A 19,484-nucleotide genomic window follows, 5' to 3' on the forward strand; every position below is an offset into this window, starting at 1 on the left:
GGGATCTCGCTGCGGCAGCGCTTCATCAATCGAATACAACGTCGTGTTCCAACATCACCCAAAGCTCGGCCGGGCATAGCAGCCGGTTCTGTTGCAGCTGAAATTCCACCGCCAATGCCACCACCTGGCAGTTGTCCAGCGTCACCTCGCACAAATGACAGCGCAGGAAATCGAGCACAAAACGCTGCAGCTCCCACGGCAGGCGCGCAAAGGGCGTGTCGCCATCCCGCAGGTGCGAACGTCTGAGCCGTTTCCTGGCAGAGGCCGCCACGACCTCCTCCCTGATCGCTTGCTGTTACACAGGGATTTGCAAGATATGTTCCAGTCAGTGCTTTCAAGTGCTTGCATCGGTGCAGGCATGTCCGCGGACATATCGGCGGACATCCGCGCGGACAGATGGGGCTATCGATTTAGCTGGCCATTCGTCTGCCTTACCGGCTTCCTGGCCAACCGCTTCTGGGATATGGCTGGAGTCACGTGCTCCATGGCCATCAGCGGTTTTTTCAACATATCGCGCTGATCGACGGCTTTGTGCACGACTGCCAGTGCTTTGCAATGCTCCAACGAGGCAAGCGGCAGCACGTCTTCGCGCAGGTATTCAATTGGCCAGCCGCGCGACCACCATCTCCATCAAGGCACGCAGACGCGCCAACCGTCGCATATCGCGGTGGTAACCGACCCAGATGTCGCGCGTAGGCGGTTCTTCGCCCAGCTCGATGCGCTGCAGTTCCGCCATCGCGTCGCCGAGCGGGCGCGGCAGCACCGCCACGCCCGCACCTTTGGCACACATGCGCGCCTGCACCGAACGCGCATTGCTGCGAAACCCGACACGGGCACGCGGCAGCATGCGTTGCAGCCACGCCACTTCGGGCATGCCGCCGAAGGCAATGTTCATCACCAGCAAGGAGGCACCCTCGCCATCGCCTGCCGCGGGCACTGGATGATCCGTGGCGACATACACGCCGTAAGGCATGCGCAGCAGCTTGCGCGACACCACGTCGGGCTCGTCGAACGGCTGGATGCGAAAGGCCAGGTCGGCCTCCCGCCGCGACAGGCTGAAGAAGCGCGAGTCGGTCAGCAATTCGATCACTACGCGCGGATACTGTTTGGCGAAGTCGGCAATCAGCGGCGTCAACAGGTACTCGGCGAACCAATCCGACGAGGTGATGCGCAGCATGCCGTCCAGTTGCTGCTCCTGGCCGGTGAGCTGGCGCTGAAATGCCAGCGCCTCTTCCTCCATGCGCTCCACGTGGGCGAGCACGGCGCTGCCCTCATCGGTGAGTACGAAGCCATCCTTGGTGCGCTGGAAAAGCTGGTGCCCCAGGGCCTGTTCCAGCGCCTGCAGGCGGCGGCCCATGGTCGGCTGGGTCTGTCCGAGTCGGCGCGCGGCAGCGCCGAGCGTGCCCTCGCGCGCCACCGCCAGGAATACGCGCAGATCGCTCCATTCCATCGTTTGTCCCTCGCTTCTTGCTACGCCGGACCGTGCCCAAGCTCATGCAATTATGCATGGACTGAATACGGTAATTTTGATTTTCATGCAAAATTATTGGGCGTAGCTTAGCCGCCAGTTCCCTCTGACGCCTGAGTTCGCCATGTCCCAACCCGCCTCCATGAAAGCCGCCGTGCTGGAAAATTACGGCGCCCCCTTCCGCCTCGCCGATATCGCCCGGCCCGTGCCGCAGCCCGGCCAGGTGCTGGTGCGCATCCTCGCCAGCGGGGTCAATCCGCTCGACCTGAAGATTCGCCGCGGTGCCGCGGAGCACGCGCGGCATCCGCTGCCGGCCATTCTCGGCATGGACCTGGCCGGCGTGGTCGAAGCGGTGGGCGCCCAGGTGAGCGACTTCCGCGTTGGCGACGAGGTGTACGGCATGACCGGCGGCGTCGGCGGTGTGCAGGGTTCGCTGGCCGAATATGCCGCGGTGGATGCTGGCCTGCTGGCGCTCAAGCCGGCGCATTTCAGCATGCGCGAAGCGGCGTCGTTGCCGCTGGTATTTATTACCGCGTGGGAAGGGCTGGTCGATCGCGCCCATGTGCACGCCGGCCAGCACGTACTGGTGCAAGGCGGTGCCGGCGGTGTCGGCAGCATGGCGATCCAGATTGCGCGCGCCTTCGGCGCCACGGTGTTCGCCACCGGCGCCGCAGCCCGCGCCGACGTGATCGAGCGGCTGGGCGCCACGCCGATCGAGCATGCGCGCATGTCGGTCGAGGATTACGTCAATACGTACAGCGCCGGCCGCGGCTTCGATGTGGTGTACGACACCACCGGCGGCGCCAGTCTCGATGCGTCTTTTCGCGCGGTGGCACGCTTCGGTCACGTGGTGAGTTCGCTGGGCTGGGGCAGCCACGCACTGGCGCCGCTCTCCTTCCGCGCCGCCACCTATTCGGGCGTGTTCACCTTGCTGCCGCTGCTGACCGGCGAAGGCAAGGCGCATCACGGCGAGATTCTGCGCGAAGCCACCCGGCTGGCCGAAGCCGGCATGCTCCGGCCGCTGCTGGACGCACACGAGTTCGATTTGAACGACATCGATGCTGCGCACGCGCTGGTCGAACAGCAGCAGGCGCATGGCAAGGTCGTGATCCGCATTGCCCACTGAGGCAACCGTTGAGCAACACCCGCCCGGCTCGCCAGCCGCGCCGGCTACTACTGCAAATCCACCAAGGAGAAACCTCATGCTGAACTGGCTTGAATATCGCAAAGAACTGATGGGCCGCATCGGCGAAATCGGCAAGCTGAGCCCCGACACTGTGGCCGGCTATCAAACCCTGTCCAAGGCCGGCCAGAAAACCGGTCACCTGGATGCAAAAACGCGCGAGCTGATTGCGCTGGCGGTGGCCGTGACCACCCGCTGCGATGGCTGTATCACCGTACACACCGGCGAGGCGCTCAAGCACGGCGCAACCCGCGAAGAAATCAGCGAAGCCTTGGGCGTGGCGGTCGCACTCAATGCCGGCGCCGCCCTGGTCTATTCCGCCCGCGTGATGGATGCGGTGAGCGAACACAGCGCGGCCAGCTGAGCATCGGCGCGAGTCGCTGCGCGAGAGGCCCTGTTTCCTCGCGCAGCGGCAGCGCGCTCGGCCATCCATCCACGTCCCTGCACCACGACAGCGCAAGAGAATCCCCATGCATGTATCTGCAACTGAAATACCCGGCTACACCTATGGCACGCCGGCCGTCGGCAGTTCGTCCGCCAGCATGGACGATCTGCAGCGACTGAAAGTTGCCACTGGCTTCAACGCGGAAGACGAACGCTATCTGCAGCTTGCCGGCGCGGTGCTGGGCGACCAGGTGGAAGCTATCGTCAAGCATTGGCGCGCCGGGATCATTGCCGGCATTCCGCATCTGGCCAGGCATTCGCGCAAGCTGGACGGATCGCCGCTGCCCGATTACCTGGCACGCAGCAACCGCCGCTTCGAGCAATGGATCCTGGATACCTGCCTGCGTCCCTACGACCAGGACTGGCTCAACTATCAGCAGGAAATCGCCCTGCGCCATACCAGCGCCAAGAAGAACCAGACCGACCATGCCGACTCGACATCGCATGTGCCGTACAGCGATATCGTGGCCTTCGTGGCCGTGCTCAACGAGACCATTCGGCCTTATCTACAGGCCAAAGGGCACGCGGAAGCGGAGGTGACGCAGATGCACGCGGCCTGGTGCAAGTCGATGCATATGCAGATGGCGTTGTGGGCCAAGCCGTATATGGAGATGGAGCGCGCGGGCCGCGAGTGGTGATTCGCCAAGCGGAAGGCAGGCGTGTTCCGCGCTAGACCTCAACGAACGGCGCATGCCGCTGGCGACGATAGGCCTGATGAAAGCCCGCTGTGTGGTGCAACTGCTCGCCATCGGCCAGCTTCTCGTTCGCACTGACCCGCGCCAGAAAGAAAGTATGCGAGCCGATGCGCTCGCTGTGCACGATCTGCAGTTCGCGAATGTGCAAAGCCGCAGCAACGGCCGGAATCGCGTACTCGTGCGATGGCCGCAGCGGAAACGGCAGCGCCGCCCAATCCGACGGCGGCTGCTTGTGGTGTTCGCTGAGCTTGTACACCGTGGCCTTCATCGCCGCAGGCACGCTGGACAACACCACCTTGCGTGCTTCACGCATGACCGGCTCGGAAATATTCGTGCTGCGCAGCGCCAGCGAATACAGCCCGCTGCGTTGCAGCGGCCCGATCAGATCCATCGGAAAAATATTGCGATGGCCGGGCACGCTGACCGATACCAGCACCACCGGCCGCGGGCACAGGTACGCAATCATCAGCTGCTGCACTGCCTGCGGCTCCATGCCCAGGTGCTGCGGCTGGCGATTTTTCAGCATGCTGCGGTTCTGCAGCCAGGCATGCCACTGGCGCTGTGGCCACGCCAGGCAGTGATGCTCGCCTGCGCTCACCTGGTATAGCGCAATCGTATGCTGATCGGTCGCGACGGAACCGCAACGCTGCAATTGCAGGCGTCCCAGCAGGCTCCCGCTGACGCTGTCGCGATACTCCAGCACCGGCTGCTCGCCCGCATCCACACTGGTGGCGATCACCAGCGGCTTGAGCGCGGCCACCGTGTGATCGGCGGTGACATCGGCTTCTTGCCCATGCCAGCGCAACGTGGCGGTAACGATCGTCGACGGCGGCGCTGCCGCGATCGTCGACCATTGCGGTAGCGGACGCAGCAGCGGCCTGATCCAGTCCTTCAACATGTCAGACGCGCCGGAACAGCAGGAACATATACAGCTCGGTGGCCAGCCCCAAGCCGCGCGGCGTCAGCCGTTCCAGCCGGAAATGCGGTGCGGCGGCGCGGGCTACTACGCGTGGTGCGAAGCGATGGATACGGCTTTCGCTCTGGATCGCATAACGACCGGTGCGCAGCAGCGTGAGCAGATTGCTGCGCCACCAGCCATAGCGTGCATCGCCGAGGTAATACGGGTTAAGCATGCTGGCCAATACAAAACCACCCGGGCGCACCACCCGCGATAGATCGTCGAACAGCGCGCGGTGATCGTCGAAATGATTGAGCACGGCGAAGTTCGCCGTAACGCCTTGCACCTGGCAGGCCAGCGGCAATTCCACCCGCACCACGGCTGCGCCGCCGATCTCGTCGCGGCAGTGATGCAGCAAGTAGTCGCGCATGCTGTCCGACGGCTCGTATACGAAGGTGCGATGCCCGTGGGCTGCGTACACCTTGGCGTCGATGCCGGTGCCGGCGCCGAAATCGAGAAGATCGTCGCCCTGGCCCAGCAGCTTCAGCGCCAGAGACTGAAACCTGCTGCGTACCTGCAGGTCCTGCTGCGAAGAAGTGAACAGTGCGTGGTATTGCTCGCCGGTATGCATTGCGTCAGCAGTCTCAGTGGCCGTTTATCGCCGTTTTGAAGGCCGTGGCGGTGCGCTCTGCGCCGCCGCCGATGGTGAGGCCGTTGTCGGCGATGGCTTCCACGCTGCTGCGATGGGAAACCACCACCAGGATCGTATGCGGCAAACGCCGCCTGACCGCCGCGAGCACGGCCAGCTCGGAAACTTCGTCCAGCGCGCTGGTGGCTTCGTCCAGCAAGGCCATGAACGGCTGGCGCAGAATCACCTGCGCCAGCAGCAGGCGCTGCAATTCGCCACCGGAAAGACGGCTGGAGGCATCGCTCAAGGCGGTATCCAGCCCTTCGCTGGACGTGGCCAGGCGCCGGTCGAGGCCAACATCGGCCAAGGCGCGCCGCATCAATTCGTCGGTGGCTTCGGGCGCCGCCCACAGCAGGCATTCGCGTACCGAACGCTGCCACGGCCGCACACTCTGGCTGAGGTAGGCACCATGCCGCACCAACTCGCGGTATTCCTCGAACCCGACCGCACGGCCGCCGATCCGCGCGGCAAACGCAGCCGGTTGCACCATGCCGGCCAGAACATCGATCAGGCTGCTCTTGCCGATGCCCGAATCGCCGCATACCAGGGTCAATGCGCCGGGCAGCAGCGAGAAATCCTGGACGTCCACGCCGGACAGCGGCGGCGCCAGCCGCAGCTGCTCGATATGCAGCACGCCGGCCGCATGCGTCGCGCGCGCAGGTGCTGCCGGCGCACGGTCGGCATCGAGCTGCATATAGCGCTGCCACAGCTCGAACGCCGGCACCGCCGAGCGCAGCTGGTGAAAGCTCTGCCTGGTAAGCACCAGATACGGCAGCAGGCGCCCCAGCAACAAACACACTGCAATCAGCGATGCCTGGTCGGCGCCATGCACGCGATACGCCAGCAGGAAAATCAGCGCCAGTCCCGCCGCCGCCAGCAATTCCAGCATCAGGCGGCCGGAGGCGATCAGCTCGAGGTGCCGCCGGTAACCGTGCGCGATCCGCGCCGACACGGCGCCGTAGCCGGCCTTTTCCGCCGGCTCCTTGCCGAACGAACGCACATGGCGCAGGCGCTGCGGAAAATCTTCGCTCAGCCAGAACAGCTGCGTCATATCCACGATGTATTGGCGGCTGACCCGCTCCTGTTCGCGGCTGCTGACGCGCGAGGCAAGCATGGCGAGCAGCGCGAACGAGGGCATGGCCAGCACCAGCGTCGGCGAGATCCAGAACGCCAGCCCTAGGCTGACGATCGCGGTGACCATCGCCACCAGCAACTGCATCAGGGCGTTGAAGCCTTGCGTGATCAGCTCGGCGTTATGGGTCAGCACATTGGCGATTTCCGCCGAGGTCGCATTCGCCAGCGACGGCAGCGAGGCATCGACCAATCGCGCATGCACCTCGCGCCGCAGCCCCATGCCGTAATGGCCGGCCAGCCGCGCACCCAGCCGCGCCGCCTGCCAGCGCAGCAGGGCGAACACCGCGGTCACCGCGGCAAAGGCCGCCACCTGCACCGCCACCCCACCGCGCACATCGAAACTGTGCCCGGCCAGGACCAGCGCGTGTCCCGGCTGTACCAACGGCACCAGCCATACCGCCGCCAAGCCGCCCGCCAGCGCACCACCCAGCGACAAGGCCAGGTAGCTCAGCATCGTCAGCGGGCTGACGCCCGCGAGCATGTGCCTGAGCACAACCGGCAGATCGCGGCTGCGCCCGGGTGCTGTCGCTGGTTGGTCTGGCATCGGAAAAGACTCAATCACCCATTCGGGCAGGCTCCTGGGTTGGGTGCCCCGGATCGGCCAAAAGGTTGTGGAAATGGGCTTGGGGCGGGCTTTGCTGGCGGGAGTGAGCCTATTACCCCATCGAATGGGCTCACTCCCCTTCTTGGAGCCCGGTATGAGCGTTGAGTGGATATGGCAGCAACCCGGCTGGCCCCGCTTCGTCTGGAATGACGAAACTCTCGCCCCCTTGCTGGCGGACTGCCGCGTCGCCCAGGGCCGCTTGCTGGGCATGGCAAGCGCCATCAGCGAAGCGGAGCTCAAGCAAGGCGAACTCAATACGCTGCTGCAGAACATCGTCACCTCATCCAGGATCGAAGGCGAACAGCTCGACGAGACCGCCGTTCGTTCTTCGCTGGCCAAGCGCCTGGGGCTGGCAGCACCCGCACAGGGAAAACCTTCCAGCCGCAGCGAAGGTCTGGCCGAGATGATGCTCGACGCCACACAACACTATGACGCGCCGCTGGACCTGAAGCGGCTGAACTGGTGGCACACGCTGCTATTCCCCGAAGAGCAGACCCGGCTGCTATATCCGCGCCTGATCATCGGCGCCCTACGCGACGGCCCGATGGAAGTGATCTCCGGCCCGGACTATCGCCGCAAAGTGCATTTCGTGGCGCCGCCGGAAGACAGGCTGCAGCAGCAACTCGCATCGTTCCTGGAGTGGTTCGGGGACAGCAAGCATGCAGGCGCGATCGATTCCCTGCTGCGCGCCGGCATCGCACACTTCTGGTTTGTCACCATCCATCCGTATGAGGACGGAAACGGCCGCATCACCCGCGCCCTGACCGACCTCGCGCTAGCGCAGGCCGAAAGCCACGCCATCCGGCTGTATACGATGTCGGCCAGCATCCTCGACGATCGCAATGGCTATTACGACATCCTGGAGCACAGCCAGAAATCCGGCCTGGATATCACGCCATGGCTAAGCTGGTTTCTGCACACGCTGAAGACCAGCCTCGAGCAAGCGCTTGCACGCATCGGTGCCGTGCTGGTGCGTGCGCGCTACTGGGCCAGCAGGCAGGCCCTGGATCTGCTGCCCGAACAGCGCCGCTTTCTGTTCCGCATGCTCGAAGACCTGGACGGCGACCGAAGCCCCGCATTCAGCGCGAAAAACTATCGCGCGATCACCCACGTTACGAAACCCACTGCAACGCGCCATCTGCAGGATCTGGTCAAGAAGGGATGCATCGTCGGCGTCGATGTAGGACGCGGACCGGGGGCCAAATATGCACTGGCTCTATAGAGATATATAGCCTGCAGGTCATCCACGCGCCTTGGCAAAAGTCGCTCAAGTTATCCTCGCAGCGGCCGAGAGCCTTGGGGAGAACCGAACGCAAAGGAATGGCCGTGTCACTCCCCATCAATCCGCTCGGCTCTGCCACGCTCCTCACGTCATCCGCCTCGCTCAGTTCGATGGCGCTCAATCAGACGTCGTCCGCGAGCACGGCGACATCGAACGTGACGATGCAGCCAAGCGTGCCGCCCGAGCAAAGTGCGAGCTTGCAGGCAGCGCTCAAGGCACTGGGTGCGGAGGGCAAACTGGCGAACGATTTGCAGGATGTGGCCAGCGCTTTGGCGCCGAGCATGCAGAAAATCATCGAAGAACGGCCCGATCTCGCGCAAGCCAGCTTCGATTTCCAGTCCGACAACGGCTCGATCAAGGTCGTTTCCACTTCCTTGAACGACCACGACAAGGCCTGGCTGCAGCAAACGCTCAATGCCAATCCCAGCCTGGTCAAAGCGGTGCAGACCTTTCATGACGATGCCACCAGCAGCTATGCCCTGTGGGCCGACGCTGCCGGCCAGCCGCTGTCCTCGCCGGATACGCAGAAAGTGTCGCAGCTGGCCGACAGCACCTTCAACTTCATGGACATGCTCAACCGCGGCAGCCAAGCCATGGCGCACGTGATGGGCAATAACGGCAGCTACACGCAGCCGGACGGCGCGTCGATCAATTTCCACCAGAGCGTGAATTCGGCGCTGAGCTTCCTGGTGTTCCAGAAGAGCAACCAATCCATTCTGCAAGGCACCGACACGGACACGGACGGCAGCCATGTCTTGTATGGCGCGATGAAAGGCAATTTCTTTTCCAGCCCCGGAGTGATTCCGGGCTTCGTGCCCGAGACCGATTCCAACTCGATCGGCGTGAGCGCCACGGCCTGACCCCAGCACCCGGCATGCAAGGCATAATCGGGCAGGAACGAGGCCGCGCCTTCGTCTCGCCCTGCGCCGTGCGCGAATCGATCACTTCGCATCGATCACACGAGGAATTCGCCGATGAAGCTGTTCTGCCGGATCATCCTGGCCGCCGCCATGTTCAGCACCTGCGCATGGGCGCAGCCCGGACCCGCCGCCCAGGCCCAGCAACCGTGGTGGAAAGGCGCGCTGTTCTACGAGATCTATCCGCGCAGCTTCGGCGACAGCAATGGCGATGGCGTGGGCGATCTGAACGGCATCACCCAGCATCTGGATCATCTGCAACAGCTGGGCGTGGATGCGATCTGGATCACGCCGATGTATCCCTCGCCGCAGGTGGATTTCGGTTATGACATTGCCGACTATCAGGCGATCGACCCGCAATACGGCACGCTGGCCGATTTCGACCGGCTGCTGAGCACTGCGCACCAGAAGCACATCAAGGTGCTGCTGGACATGGTGCTCAACCACACCTCCGACAAGCATCCGTGGTTCGTGGCGTCGGCCGCATCGCGCAACAATCCCAAGGCCGACTGGTACGTGTGGAATGACGGCGTCGATGCGCATGCGCCCGGCGTGACCCCGTTCCAGCAGCGCTATGTACATGACGGCAAGGTGCCGCCGAATAATTGGGAATCGGTATTCGGCGGCTCGGCCTGGCAATGGGTGCCGGCGCGGCACCAGTTCTATTACCACCGCTTCTATGCGCAGCAGCCGGACCTCAACTGGCGCAATCCGGTGGTGGAACAGGCCATGTTCGCCGCGATCCGCTTCTGGCTCGACCGCGGCGTGGACGGCTTCCGCCTGGATGCGATCTCCACCTTGTTCGAAGATCCCAAACTGCACGACGATCCGCAGCTGCCCGGCACCAATGACCAGGGCGATCCGAACCTGCGTTCGCAATACAGCGACAACCTGCCGGAAGTGCACGATGTACTGCGCCGCATGCGCGCCATGGTGCAGAGCTATCCGGGCGACCGCGTGCTGATCGGCGAAACCTACACGCCCACCGTGGCCGAGCTGCAGAAATGGTATGGCCGCCAGCACGACGAGCTGCAGCTGCCGATGGATACCCAGCCCGGCTTCGGCGACGGCGCGAACTTCAGTGCCAGCTGGTTCCGCCGTGCGTTGCAGGACTCGCAGCAGATCCAGGGCGAGCCGCTGATCGTGTTCGACAACCACGACAACACCCGCTCGATCGACCGCTTCGGCGACGGCCAGCACAACCTTGCGCGCGCCAAGGTGATCGCGGCCGTGCTGCTCACCACCCGCGCCAGTGCGCTGACCTATTACGGCGCACCCATCGGCATGACTACCGCCACGCCCACGCGCAAGGACGATGTGCGCGATCCGATCGGCATCACTGGCTGGCCCAAGGAAAAAGGCCGCGACGGCGAACGCACGCCGATGCAATGGACGCCAGGCTTCCAGGCCGGCTTTTCCAGTGCCAAGACCACTTGGCTGCCGGTCAACCCGAACTATCCGGACGTCAATGTGCAAACCGAACTGGCGCAGCCCGATTCGCTGCTCAACTGGTATCGCCAGCTGATTGCGCTGCGCAAGAGCGAGCCGGCGCTGCACGACGGCGCGATGCAGTTCCTGGATAACGGCAATGCCAAGGTGCTGGTGTTCCGTCGCCAGGGTCCTGAGCCGGTGACTGTGGCGATGAATTTCAGCGATGCGGGACAGCCGCTCAGCGCGGCGATTGCGCCGGGTGCGGTGAGCACGCTGGCAAGCACCGCGCCGGAGCTGGCGCATGCGAGCTCGCTGCATGGCGTGAGCCTGCCGCCTTACGCGGTATGGGTGTTCAAGCCCGCGGCCCATCCCGCGGCGCCAGGCACTCCATAACACCGCCGCGACAATCATCAAGCATCGCGCGGTTTCAGCACGAGGTGGGTAACCACGCCCGCCAGCACGGTCAAGGGCAGCGCAATCGCGCTGCCCTCCGGCCCTGCACTGCCACCCGTCAGCCAGGCCGGTCCGTGAAAGCTGGAATGCATCAGCACATCTGACGCCGACATGCCGCTGTCGGCAACGCCGGCCAGATAGGTCTGCACAAAATCCCACGCCGCGTGAAAGCCGCAGGCGAACCATAGCCCGCCACTGCGTCGAAAGCTGTAGGCGAGCACCAACCCCACCATGCCGGCTTGCACAATGGCCATCGGCGTTTCGGTGGCATGGGTCAAATGCAGGGCGGCGAATACCACGCTGGTAACCGCCGCTGCCGGCCAGAAGGATATCGCGCGACTGAGTTGCACCAGCGCGTAGCCACGCAAAAAACCCTCCTCGGCGATCGCCGTGAGCGCAAATACCGCGGCGTAGCCCAGGCCATGCACCAACGCGTCGCGTGCAGACAGCAGCGGCGAACCCAGCGAGAAAACACCGAGCAAGGCCAGGATCGCCAGCAGCAAGATCATCATGCCTGCACCCACGGCCACGCCGATGCCGAGCTGCCGCAGCCGATGCGACCGTCCCCAGCCAAAACAGGTGGCAGGCTCACGCCCTGCACGAAGCAGGACGGCCGTGGGAACCACCACCATCACCACCGCCTGCAGCGCCTGGGCGACCAGCAATACCCGCATGCTCAACGCGTCCAGGTCGACCTGCACCTTCAATACATGCTTGATCACGAACAGCGCGATGAGCGTAAGGCCGATGCCAAGCGCCAGAAAGCCGCACAGCCGCCGCCATGCCGTGCGCCGCTCGCCGGATGTTGCCGCCATGTCCAGCGGATGGGTATAAGCATTCGCCGGCTGAATCGAAGCTCGCATGCAGTTCTCGCCATGACCTTAAGAAAAGGGATCGCCATGGCAACAGCAACACTTGTTTGCGACGCATCGCCGACGGCGATGGGCAAAGATGCCGCTCGTGCGCAAAAGGTTTAGTGCATTCGTGCGAACTGCAAATGCCAGACCCGGTCATCGGAAAGAACCACACTGTTTACACTGCCATCCGCGCCGCGCACCGGACGCAACAGCACATCGCCGCTGATAAAGGCATTGGCATAGGCAGGCACAAACAAGCGGCTTTTGCCGGGGCGCCCTTCGGCCACTACCTTGAGGCCGCCGGCTACGGCAGTAACCTGATAAGTCACCGGCACCTCGTCGCTGTGAAAGCGTCCCGCGATGCGGGCCAGCTCGGATGGTGTCGGCGCATACGGCGCCTGTCGATCGTAGAACGTGGCATCGCCTGCGTTATCGAGACGAAGACGCCCATCCGCCTGCACCGCGCCCGTCATGACGATGCCGGCGCCGGCACGCTCGAACGCCAGCGCGCCTTTGTCGTCGGCCAGCACGGTGAGACCGGTATCCGACTGCAATTGCTTGCCGTGCAGGCTCAAGCGCAGCGGTGCGCCGTCGCGCTCGCTCGCATAGATGCCGGCAAGGCTCACGGGCGGCGCCGCTGTATAAGCGGCCTGCTCAGGCTTTGCGGCAGGCAGATAGCGATCCGCCACGGCATGGGCCAGCTTGCTGGTGTTGGCATCGTCGGCATTGCACAGAATGGCGATCGATACGTGCTGGTCGGGAAAGCGCCCCAGCCATGCCCGATAGCCGGCAGTAGCGCCGTCATGGAAAACTTCGCGCATGCCGCGATAGTTGCGCTCGAACAGGCCGCGCGCATACACGGTGGGCTGTCCATGGGTCAGCTGGGTGCGCGTCTGCAAGGCCTTGGTGACGAAGGCGCCAAGCCGTCCCTCGTTCAATGCCCGGTTCCAGATCAGCAGATCACCTACGGTGGTCAGCAGCGCGCCATGTCCGTAGGTATTTTCGAATGGCATCATCTGTTCGTAGACGCCATCGGAAACATGCTGGTAGGCGATCGCCCGCCCCTGTACCACGCGGCGGAAATCGTCGCGCCATTGCGTATGCGTCATGCCCAGCGGCGCAAACAGATGCTGGTGGGTGAAATCGACGAAAGACATGCCACTAACCCGCTGCACGATGATCGCCAGCAAGTTGAAGCCGGTGTTGGTATACGACCATGCCGTGCCGGGTACGAAATTCAAGGCGCGCTGACGTGCCGTCACCTGCAGCACGTCGGCCATGTCATAGACACGCTCGGTGCGCGGCCAGCCCGCCATCGCTTCGATATCGCCCCAATCGCGCAGGCCGCTGGTATGGCCCATCAATTCGCCGACCGTCACCACATGTCCGTAGTCGGGCAATTCGGGCAGGTATTTGCGGATATCGTCATCCAGCGAAAGGCGGCCTTCGCCGACCAGGATCAGCGCCGCCGCCGCGGTGAATTGCTTGCTGACCGAGCCTGCCTCGAACACGCTGTCCACGCCGATCGGCACGGCATGTTCCAGGTCGGCCATGCCGAAAGCGCGCTGCACGGGCGCATTGTCGCCCAGCTGCACGCCCACCGCGCAGCCGGGCAGATCGGCCGAGCCCGGATGCGGAAGCGCCGCATCCAGTTGCGTCGCGGCATCCTGCGCCGACACCGTTCCCAGGCAGAGCGTCAGCGCAAGCGCCAGCATCATCGTCTTCATCGACATGCCCCATCCGCCATGCGCGGAATCATCCAGACAGTCGCTGACCTTAGGCGAATGCCGCGTACTTGCAAGTGTCTTTGTTCATGCGGGCAGATGTTCCGGTATACATAGCGGCTCGGGAAGTGCAGGTCAGCTACCTTGACGCTTGCGCGTACGCGCCGCCTTTTTCGCCGCAGTGGAACGGCCCGCCGCACCCTTCGTACGCGCGGCCTTTTTTGCAGCCGCCGAACGCGACGACGCCGAACGCTTGCGCGCCGCGCTGCGCGTTTGCTTGGACAAGGATTCGTGCGACGCCGCGCTGCTGCCTTCGCGCTTCAAGGCCTGCTTGGTGGCGTGCGCACGCTTGGCCGAGGTCTTGCGCGGATGACGCGCCGCTTGCTCATCTTGTGCCGCCTTGCGTTTGGTCGACTTCTTGGCCGTTTTGCTGACCGGCGCCTTCAACCCGGCCCGCCGCGCCTTCGACAAGCCGATGGCGATGGCCTGCTTGGCCGAGCGCGCACCGTGCTTGCCCTCTCGAATGTGCTCCATCTCTTCGCGTACGAATTCGCCAGCCTGCGTACTGGCCGACTTGCCCTGGCGTTTGTCTCTGGCCACAGCTCGTTTGGTCTTGGCTTCCGGCATCTCGCATACCTCGCTATGGGGTAATGGAGCTGTACAACCGCGCGCGTCCAGTCGCTGTCAAAGAGAACCAAGCAAATAATCAATGCCGTGCTGCTGCGTGGCACGACGTAGTGCGAATGCTTGCTGCGATGTTAAAACCGCGCAGCAGCACGCGCGATCCTGTGTAACGACGCTCCCCGCGCACCGATGCGGTTTGTGCATGCTCCGTCCACGCTTTCTGAAGGTTGGGGCGTGGATGGTGGTCGCTCCGACCCGCAACCTCTGCACGCAGCAATGTGGTGCATCGATCGTGATCGTGATGGAAGTAAAACGTAATAACCAAGGTCAGACGGCCAGCGCGCCGGGCTGGCTCGTGCTTCGCGGCCTGCTGAAGATTTCGCTATGGGTAATGATGGCCGCGGGGCTACTGTATGCCGCGCTCAACCTGGTACGAGGACTGGTGCTCGCCGCGCCGTCCTGACCTCGCGCCGGCCACATGCACCGGCCGGCTTCTCAAGCGTCTTTCCGGCCACTCGGCAATGCCAGGGTGTGGTGTGTGTGGCGCACTTTGGCTTCCAGATAGCGCAGATTGTGCTGGCCGGAGAAAACACCGGTGGAACGCATCGCCACCACCTCGATGCCCTGGGCTTCGAGCTGGGTGCGCTTGTCGGGGTTGTTGCTGATCAGCGTAATGCGCGTGATGCCGAGTGACTTGAGCATCTCGGCGGCGGCGGTGTAGTCGCGCTCGTCATCGCCGTGGCCGAGCGCGCGATTGGCCGCATACGTGTCGTGTCCCTGTTCCTGCAGGCGATACGCATCCAGCTTGGCGTAGAGACCGATGCCACGCCCCTCCTGGCGCATGTACAGCAGATAGCCGCCCTCTTCATGCAGGCGCAGCAGCGATTCCTGCAATTGCGGGCCGCAGTCGCAGCGCGCGGAACCGAGCACGTCGCCGGTCATGCACTCGGAGTGCAGCCGCACCAGCGGTGCATCGCTATCGCCGTGGCCGAAACGCAGCGCAAAATGTTCGCGGCCGTCGGACAAGCCGTGAAAGCTGTAGATGGTGCTCGCCGCCTCGCGGCCATCCGCCAGATGGATCGGCAGCTGCGCAGTGGTGCGAACACCCGGTTCGGCAGAAGGAACAGCTTGCAAGCAGGAAGAAGCCATGGGATCGATCTCGTGATGCAACAGTGGTCAGCGCGCGGGAACGGGCTGCGCGCGGCGCCCACTTGGAACGGAGACGGACCCACCGAGGTTGGCCCGCTTGGATACCGCCAGAAATATGCTGGCGCGGCCGGCAATATCAATCACATCCAGCCGCCGCGCCACTACGCCCGACGGCCGGGCAGGCCTGCTGCGCGGCATGCCCGGCTGGGTAGCCCACCGGCTCGATGTCACCAGGGCAGCCTTGGCCGAGGCAGCCCATAGTTTACCGATCAATGACTTGCCTGAGCCTGGGAAGGCGGCTCCAGCCGCGACTGGCATCGAATTTTCCTCGGTGACGGGCGAGATTTGCCCGCAGGGTGGAACAGTGAGTTCACCCTGGTCCGCCATTGGTTGCGGTCGCGGAGCAAAAAGTGCGTGCGCTTGGGGACCTGGTTACCGCGCAAGCGCCGGCGGCTGGCACAGATCCCCCGGCGGCGAGACGGCCTTACACCACCACGACGTTGCGCGGATTCAATGCCGGATCGAGCCAGAACATGTCATTTTCGAAGCGACGGAACACGTCCGGCGGCAACACGCTTTTGCGCTCCCGCGGGGTGACCTGCCGGTGCACCGTATGCAAACCGGGGGTACCCGCGCGCTGGTCGAACTCCTCAGCCTGATAGCTGACATTGGCATAGTCGTGCTGATAGGCGGGCTCGCCGATAAAGGCATACACCGCCGCCAGCGCGCGCGCCGGATCGTTCACCAAGGTCTCGTAGCGCAGCAGCATCAGATTGGCCGTGTCTTCGCCGTAGAACGCTTCCTTCAAGGCGTTATAGCTATAGCCCACCAGGCCATCGCCATTGGCAAGACCTTCGGCGCGCGAGTACACCGTGCCGCCGGGCTGATAATTGAAGATCGACGACGGCTGGAAGGCATTCTTGCGAACCAGTTGCTCGATGCTGTCGATAATCCACGACACATGCCGCACGCAGGCAATCACCTTGCCCTTCGGAAACAAGTCCTTCAGCTGATGCATCTTGCTGCACCAGGCGCGATTGGTGTCGAACACCACTTCGGCGCCGTATTCCGGCCCGTAATAGTTGTCGAACAAACCCATAAGCATGCGGCGGCGCTGCTCATCGGTGATGAACATCGAATACTCATTCCGCCCGCTCAGCTCACCCAACAAGGTGTTGAAAGCTCCGCCCATCGGGCCACTCATGCCCGCGTGAAAGCGCGGATTCTGGCCCAGGATCGCGGACAGCAGGGTGGAGCCGGAGCGTGGCAATCCCGAGATGAAGTGAATTGTTTTCCCCATGAGCCCTGAACCTGTCGCGACGAATGGCATTGATTAGGTCGGGAAGCTTATGGCCTACGGGGATATTCGTGTAGTGGCTGGCGATACGAGCCTGATCTATGCGGGTGCGGTATTGCCCTTTACGTGTTTTTGCTTCGTGGCAGGTTTTATCCAATCCTGGGGCCGCCGATATTCTCCCCAATCCGCCACAACACCCCCGTCGGATCGACCAGCACAAAATCGCGGATTGCCCATGGCCGGTCTTCCGGCGGTGCAGTTTTTACGCCGTAGCGCTGCGCCAATCCAGTCGCCTGCACATGCCGCCACCATGCTTCTACGTCGGCCACCAGCATATGCATCATGAAGTTGCCGGCGTGTTCCTGGTTGTAGAACTTCTGCAGCAGGAAGCTGGTGTTGCCGGCGTGCAGATAGGCCAGATCGTCCGAAGACCAGGCCACGGTGAAGCCGAGGTCGGTGTAGAAGCGTTTGGATAGCTCGAAGTCGCGTGCCGGGACGAAGGCTTTTATCTCGATCGTTTCCATACTCATAACGGCTCCCCTGTCAGCGCCGGCCTAGGCGGCTTCTTCGCTGCGATGGCCGATACCGATCAGCGCCGCGAGCGCCTTGCGCAGGATCAGCGTTGCATCCTTGCCGATGCGGCCGAGCAGTTCTTCATCGATGCGTTCGCGTGCGGCAGCCTGGGTGGCCGCGGCGGCGGCGCCGCGTTCGGTGAGGGTGACTACCAGCTTGCGGCGATCCTGCGCATCGACGGTGCGCTGCAAATAGCCGCGTGTGACCAGGGTGTCGACTAGCTGGCCGGCGGCCTGTTTGGAGATGCGCAGTTCCTGGATCAACTGGCTGAGGGGTACATCGCCGGCGCCGAGGGCCAGGCCACCGATGACGTAGAGGCCATTGCGGGGAATGTCGTCATAGCCGGCACCCTCCAGGGCGCGGCGCATGGCGACGCCATAGGTGGTGCGGGCGTGACGCAGCAGCGCGGGGACGGGAATGGTCTCGTACCAGGGGGCTTCGGTAGCCATGAAATAAGTACCGGTAGTTGATAGTCAAATAACAGTACTATTCAACTATTCGAATGCCAAGGCCTTTTTGCTCCTGCAAGGCTCGCAAGAACATACGCTCTGGCTGATTGCATGCCTCGTATTGCGCTTGCTCAACTATTACCTGCAGCGCTGCGCGCGGCTTGCGGCGCCCGCCCATCTGATGGCCATGGCGATGGGCTTTGGCGCGGACGATCCCATTCCTTGGAAATCGCAGCAGCTGTCTTTCCCGCCAATCAGCGGTTGGCCATGCATCGGCGCGTTGCTGGCCCATGCACTCAATCATTGGCCGCTGGGGCCGATAGTTGTCCTGGTAATCAGCCACGCGGCCGTATTCGCGCAGGCATGGTGCGCTTCGCAAATTCCGCCGCCTGAAGCTAGTCGGCCATGGTGAATTCGCGGCATTTTCCTCAGTCGAACAACCGCATCAAGGAGATCAAGATGACATGGAATCCGACTTCGAAATACACCCGTTTTCATTTATTCGACGAAGTCAGCGACTGCTTTAAATGGATACAGGATCGCTCGGTTGCACTGGGTGTGCTTGGACTGGCGCTAGCCAATCTATTCTGGTTCGACTTTTCCATTCAATATCACATACCGGTCAACCTGTTCTCGACTTCCACCTTAAGCGCCCTGCCGGCGCTCCTTGTATTCATCGCCTTTTTCATTGTTGTTTTCGCCGGTGCATTGCTCATGCCCACGGTGATTCTGGTTAGCCCTATTAATAAGGAAGGCATTGCTCTGATCGATCTCAGAGGCGAGATCGTTGCATCGCCGCTCGGCTCTGGATCCAAATTCAACGCATGGAAAAGATGGCTGATAGCCACCGTGATACTTCCCGGTGTATGGATGACCATCGTGGCGGCAGTGACCTTCTTACACGAAGAAGTCAACGGCTTTATCGTAATTTTCGCGCTGATGCTGACCATCCTGGTTGGTTTACGCATACTGACCGGCAGACTGAACATTCAATGGACTGCGGATATCGCCGTCAACTCGTTTTTCGGGCTTTTTCTGCAGAGCATCATCACGCTCGAAATGATTCTTGTGAGCTTGCATTTCGTCAAGGGAAACCAATGGATTGCATACGGCGGCCCAGCCTCAGGCTTTCTTTGCGCGCTGATTTTGCTCGTCGTAGGCCAGTCTGCTGTCGCTCATATAGTTCGGACAAAAGGCATGTACCGGGGGATCTTTACGCACCTGATTATTGTGGCGGGTTGCGTGTTTTTTGTTTTGGCCATAGCCATCCCGCTAGGCGGCGAAATTGCTTCTTTGCCGATCCGACTCGCAAGCTCCGGCGCTCGAAATTGCCTTGTGCTCAAACTTTCCGACAAAGCATCCACAGCCAAGACATCCGTTCCGGATGCCGCATTAATTGACGACCAGAACAAGAGCGAAACAAAACCTCTGAGCCTCGCACTTCCTATCGATGGCAATTACTACATCAAGCTCAGAGACGATGTAAGCGACGCGGTTTACAAATTGGCTCAGGACGACGTCAGCAAGTTTCAAACCTGCCCGTCCAAGTAGCTCATGCCATGCAGCACTTCTGCGCCTGCCAAACCCGTCGATGCATTTGGGTAGTGCGCTATG

General features: G+C 62.7%; 20 protein-coding genes. 8 read left to right on the top strand and 12 right to left on the bottom strand.

Translation table 11 applies throughout. From position 1 onward, the window contains the following. Nucleotides 1-25: 25 nt before the first annotated feature. Nucleotides 26-271, bottom strand: coding sequence for a hypothetical protein (locus IGX34_RS18470; RefSeq protein WP_192557217.1), 246 nt, complete (start codon nt 269-271; stop codon nt 26-28). Between the two features lie 327 nt (nt 272-598). Next, on the bottom strand, nt 599-1,450 hold the full coding sequence (locus IGX34_RS18475) for a LysR family transcriptional regulator (protein ID WP_192557218.1): 852 nt from the start codon (nt 1,448-1,450) through the stop codon (nt 599-601). A 142-nt stretch (nt 1,451-1,592) separates the two neighbouring features. Between IGX34_RS18475 and IGX34_RS18480 the strand changes: the two genes are divergently transcribed. The 3 genes from IGX34_RS18480 to IGX34_RS18490 all read left to right on the top strand — a co-directional run bounded on the left by IGX34_RS18480 (nt 1,593) and on the right by IGX34_RS18490 (nt 3,733). Further along, nucleotides 1,593-2,594: a zinc-dependent alcohol dehydrogenase family protein gene (locus IGX34_RS18480; protein WP_192557219.1), complete on the top strand. Its 1,002-nt coding sequence runs from the start codon at nt 1,593-1,595 to the stop codon at nt 2,592-2,594. A gap of 76 nt (nt 2,595-2,670) precedes the next feature. Beyond that, entirely contained in the window at nt 2,671-3,015 is a 345-nt protein-coding gene (locus IGX34_RS18485) for a carboxymuconolactone decarboxylase family protein (protein WP_192557220.1), read from the top strand. A gap of 106 nt (nt 3,016-3,121) precedes the next feature. After that, nucleotides 3,122-3,733 (top strand): protoglobin domain-containing protein, encoded by a 612-nt coding sequence (locus tag IGX34_RS18490; RefSeq protein WP_192557221.1) that lies wholly within the window; start codon nt 3,122-3,124, stop codon nt 3,731-3,733. Nucleotides 3,734-3,764: 31 nt separating this feature from the next. Here the strand turns inward: IGX34_RS18490 and IGX34_RS18495 are convergent, their stop codons facing one another. Genes IGX34_RS18495 through IGX34_RS18505 form a run of 3 tightly spaced genes read right to left on the bottom strand, consistent with a single transcriptional unit; the run spans nt 3,765 to nt 7,054 of the window. Beyond that, nucleotides 3,765-4,688 (bottom strand): flavin reductase, encoded by a 924-nt coding sequence (locus IGX34_RS18495; protein WP_192557222.1) that lies wholly within the window; start codon nt 4,686-4,688, stop codon nt 3,765-3,767. 1 nt (nt 4,689) lies between these two features. Further along, nucleotides 4,690-5,319, bottom strand: coding sequence for a class I SAM-dependent methyltransferase (locus IGX34_RS18500; protein WP_192557223.1), 630 nt, complete (start codon nt 5,317-5,319; stop codon nt 4,690-4,692). 13 nt (nt 5,320-5,332) lie between these two features. Beyond that, complete coding sequence (locus IGX34_RS18505) at nt 5,333-7,054, bottom strand: ATP-binding cassette domain-containing protein (RefSeq protein ID WP_192557224.1); 1,722 nt, start codon at nt 7,052-7,054, stop codon at nt 5,333-5,335. A gap of 154 nt (nt 7,055-7,208) precedes the next feature. Between IGX34_RS18505 and IGX34_RS18510 the strand changes: the two genes are divergently transcribed. The 3 genes from IGX34_RS18510 (at nt 7,209) to IGX34_RS18520 (ending at nt 11,137) form a co-directional block, all read left to right on the top strand. Next, nucleotides 7,209-8,336 carry a Fic family protein gene (locus IGX34_RS18510; protein WP_192557225.1) on the top strand — a complete coding sequence of 376 codons (1,128 nt, stop codon included), beginning with the start codon at nt 7,209-7,211 and terminating at the stop codon, nt 8,334-8,336. 104 nt (nt 8,337-8,440) lie between these two features. Beyond that, the gene (locus tag IGX34_RS18515; protein WP_192557226.1) at nt 8,441-9,256 is read left to right on the top strand and encodes a hypothetical protein; all 816 of its coding nucleotides are present in this window, start codon (nt 8,441-8,443) and stop codon (nt 9,254-9,256) included. A gap of 114 nt (nt 9,257-9,370) precedes the next feature. Beyond that, complete coding sequence (locus tag IGX34_RS18520; protein ID WP_192557227.1) at nt 9,371-11,137, top strand: alpha-glucosidase; 1,767 nt, start codon at nt 9,371-9,373, stop codon at nt 11,135-11,137. 17 nt (nt 11,138-11,154) lie between these two features. Here IGX34_RS18520 and IGX34_RS18525 read toward each other — a convergent pair whose 3' ends face one another. The 3 genes from IGX34_RS18525 to IGX34_RS18535 all read right to left on the bottom strand — a co-directional run bounded on the left by IGX34_RS18525 (nt 11,155) and on the right by IGX34_RS18535 (nt 14,405). Further along, nucleotides 11,155-12,060, bottom strand: a complete 906-nt coding sequence (locus tag IGX34_RS18525; RefSeq protein ID WP_192557228.1) for a CPBP family intramembrane glutamic endopeptidase — start codon at nt 12,058-12,060, stop codon at nt 11,155-11,157. A gap of 110 nt (nt 12,061-12,170) precedes the next feature. Continuing rightward, a complete protein-coding gene (locus tag IGX34_RS18530) occupies nt 12,171-13,787 on the bottom strand; it encodes a serine hydrolase domain-containing protein (RefSeq protein ID WP_192557229.1) in 1,617 nt (538 codons plus the stop codon). Between the two features lie 126 nt (nt 13,788-13,913). Further along, entirely contained in the window at nt 13,914-14,405 is a 492-nt protein-coding gene (locus IGX34_RS18535; protein ID WP_192557230.1) for a DUF6496 domain-containing protein, read from the bottom strand. A 199-nt stretch (nt 14,406-14,604) separates the two neighbouring features. Here IGX34_RS18535 and IGX34_RS18540 point away from each other — a divergent pair, with 199 nt between their 5' ends. Next, a complete protein-coding gene (locus IGX34_RS18540; RefSeq protein WP_192557231.1) occupies nt 14,605-14,865 on the top strand; it encodes a hypothetical protein in 261 nt (86 codons plus the stop codon). Nucleotides 14,866-14,897: 32 nt separating this feature from the next. On the opposite strand, the gene IGX34_RS18545 is transcribed toward IGX34_RS18540, so the two are convergent. From IGX34_RS18545 to IGX34_RS18560, 4 genes are all read right to left on the bottom strand, one after another. Next, nucleotides 14,898-15,551, bottom strand: a complete 654-nt coding sequence (locus IGX34_RS18545) for a GTP cyclohydrolase II (RefSeq protein WP_192557232.1) — start codon at nt 15,549-15,551, stop codon at nt 14,898-14,900. Between the two features lie 484 nt (nt 15,552-16,035). Continuing rightward, nucleotides 16,036-16,851 (bottom strand): sulfotransferase family protein, encoded by an 816-nt coding sequence (locus tag IGX34_RS18550; protein WP_192557233.1) that lies wholly within the window; start codon nt 16,849-16,851, stop codon nt 16,036-16,038. A 146-nt stretch (nt 16,852-16,997) separates the two neighbouring features. Continuing rightward, on the bottom strand, nt 16,998-17,378 hold the full coding sequence (locus tag IGX34_RS18555; protein WP_192557234.1) for a VOC family protein: 381 nt from the start codon (nt 17,376-17,378) through the stop codon (nt 16,998-17,000). 24 nt (nt 17,379-17,402) lie between these two features. Beyond that, entirely contained in the window at nt 17,403-17,870 is a 468-nt protein-coding gene (locus IGX34_RS18560) for a MarR family winged helix-turn-helix transcriptional regulator (RefSeq protein WP_192557235.1), read from the bottom strand. A gap of 405 nt (nt 17,871-18,275) precedes the next feature. Here IGX34_RS18560 and IGX34_RS18565 point away from each other — a divergent pair, with 405 nt between their 5' ends. Further along, nucleotides 18,276-19,421: a hypothetical protein gene (locus tag IGX34_RS18565; protein ID WP_192557236.1), complete on the top strand. Its 1,146-nt coding sequence runs from the start codon at nt 18,276-18,278 to the stop codon at nt 19,419-19,421. Nucleotides 19,422-19,484 lie beyond the last annotated feature (63 nt).

Source organism: Dyella acidiphila, assembly GCF_014863405.1.
GTDB classification, from domain to species: domain Bacteria; phylum Pseudomonadota; class Gammaproteobacteria; order Xanthomonadales; family Rhodanobacteraceae; genus Dyella_B; species Dyella_B acidiphila.